We start from the raw sequence: 2,219 nt of genomic DNA on the forward strand, positions 1-2,219 counted from the left end.
GTTAGCGTGAGTCATGAGTGGGTCTTCTCGGGCAGGTCGGTGGTGTAGGAACTTCCATCCTGCGGGAGAGGCCCACTCGTCTCATCTCAGCCCGTACCCCGTGGCAAGAACCTCATGACCCACAACAACTAGCCTCGGCCGACCGCGTCGATCTGTTGTGCGCGTTCGTGAAATGGCACGGGCTGCGCACTTTAGAGAAACAGTTGGCCTCTTTGGCTGAGCGCCAGGTGCCGTTCCGCGTCATCACGACGACCTACGTGGGGGCGACCGAACGGGCAGCACTGGATCGCATCGTGGGTGAGTTCGGCGGCGAGGTGCGCGTGAACTATACGACCGCCTCGACGCGCCTCCATGCAAAGGCATGGCTGTTCCACCGCGAGAGTGGCTGGAGCACGGGGTCAAGTCCCTGGAAGTGGTGTAACCGTCTTCGAGGCGGTGGGGGCTTGAGTCGGTCAGGTCTCCAAGGTCGGCATCACCTCCGTGCCCAGGATGGTCGTGGATGTCGTGTCCGCATCCAGACCGGGGTCAAGTCCCTGGAAGTGGTGTAACCGTCTTCGAGGCGGTGGGGGCTTGAGTCGGTCAGGTCTCCAAGGTCGGCATCACCTCCGTGCCCAGGATGGTCGTGGATGTCGTGTCCGCATCCAGACCTGAGCAGCGGGCCAGCAGCTCGAGTCCGAGGTACCGGCGGCCCTCTGCCCACTCATCCGTCTGCTCGGCCAACACCGCCCCGACCAACCGGATGACGGCCTCTCGGTTGGGGAAGATCCCCACGGAGTCCGTGCGGCGCCGGATCTCCCGATTGAGGCGCTCGGCAGGGTTGTTGGACCAGATTTGGGACCACACGTCCTTGGGGAAGCCGGTGAACGCGAGGATGTCCTCCCGTGCGGCGTCGAGGTGGGCGGTCACCGCGGGCAACCTGTCCTGCACGTAGTCCAGGAGCCGGTCGAACTGGGCGTGCACCGCGGGCCCGTCGGGCTGGTCGTAGACGCTGTGAAGCATGGCCTTCACCGCCGGCCACATGGACTTCGGAGTCACGGCCATCAAGTTGGCCGCGTAGTGCGTGCGGCAGCGCTGCCAGACCGCTCCGGGCAGGTTCGCCGCCACTGCTTCCACGAGGCCTCGGTGGGAGTCCGAGGTGACGAGCTTGACCCCTGTCAGGCCGCGGGCCACCAGGTCCGCGAAGAACTCGTTCCACGCCGCCCCTGACTCCGTGGTGGCCACGCGCAGCCCAAGGACCTCGCGGCGCCCGTCGGCGTTGACGCCGGTGGCGACCATGGCCACCGCGTTGATCACCCGACCACCCTCGCGAACCTTCATGGTCAGGGCGTCCGCGGCGAGGAACACGAACGGGCCGGTATCGCTCAGGGGCCGGTGCCGGAAGGCTTCGATGTGCTCATCCAGCTCGGTGGCCATGCGGCTGACCTGGGACTTCGAGAGCGAGTCGATGCCGAGCTGTCGCACGAGTTTGTCCATGCGGCGGGTTGAGACCCCGGCCAGGTAGCAGTCAGCGACCACCGTGATCAACGCGGACTCGGCTCTCTTCCGGCGTTCCAGGAGCCAATCAGGGAAGTACGTACCGGCCCGGAGTTTCGGGATGGCCACGTCGATGGTGCCGGCGCGGGTGTCGAGGGGTCGGTGGCGGTAGCCGTTGCGCTGGGTGGTGCGGGACTCGGAGGCGGTGCCGTACTCGGCCCCGCAGACCGCGTCGGCGTCGGCGCTGAGCAGGGCGTTGATGATGGTCTGGAGCAGGTGACGCAGCAGATCTGGTGAGGCTTCGCCGAGGGCTTCGCGCAACAGGCGTTCAGGGTCGACAATGTGAGGAGCGGTCATCGTGGTGATGTCCCTTTCGAGAGTGCTCTGGAAGGTTCGCTCGAAGGCTCCCACGGTGACCGCGTCCGTGCAGGGGACGGTGTCGGTGACCGGGGAGGGTTACACCACTATCAGGGACTCAACTGATCGTGGTGATGTCCCTTTCGAGAGTGCTCTGGAAGGTTCGCTCGAAGGCTCCCACGGTGACCGCGTCCGTGCAGGGGACGGTGTCGGTGACCGGGGAGGGTTACACCACTATCAGGGACTCAACTGAGCACGGCTTATGGGCTGACCCCGTTTCGTAGGTCCAGTCGTTATGAGAGTCGTCCTGTTGCCCGCGGTCGCGGGCAGGGAGACTGGTCAGATCATGACGAACAGCAGGAAGCGTCACACCCCGGAGCAGGTCGTCC

1 protein-coding gene and 1 pseudogene are annotated in these 2,219 nt (G+C 65.5%); one reads left to right on the top strand and one right to left on the bottom strand.

Annotation, left to right across the window (positions count from 1 at the left end; genetic code table 11):
* Nucleotides 1-125: 125 nt before the first annotated feature.
* A pseudogene (locus J1M40_RS12980) lies at nucleotides 126-395 on the top strand (hypothetical protein); the annotation flags it as partial.
* 184 nt (nucleotides 396-579) lie between these two features.
* On the opposite strand, the gene J1M40_RS06185 reads toward J1M40_RS12980, so the two are convergent.
* Nucleotides 580-1,830 (bottom strand): IS256 family transposase, encoded by a 1,251-nt coding sequence (locus J1M40_RS06185; RefSeq protein WP_036318129.1) that lies wholly within the window; start codon nucleotides 1,828-1,830, stop codon nucleotides 580-582.
* Nucleotides 1,831-2,219: the final 389 nt, after the last annotated feature.

This window comes from Micrococcus sp. KRD026 (assembly GCF_017168445.1).
GTDB lineage: Bacteria > Actinomycetota > Actinomycetes > Actinomycetales > Micrococcaceae > Micrococcus > Micrococcus luteus.

Coding starts and splice junctions, on each gene's coding strand:
- J1M40_RS06185 (WP_036318129.1), bottom strand. CDS start 1,830: ATGACCGCTCCTCACATTGTCGACCCTGAACGCCTGTTGCGCGAAGCC.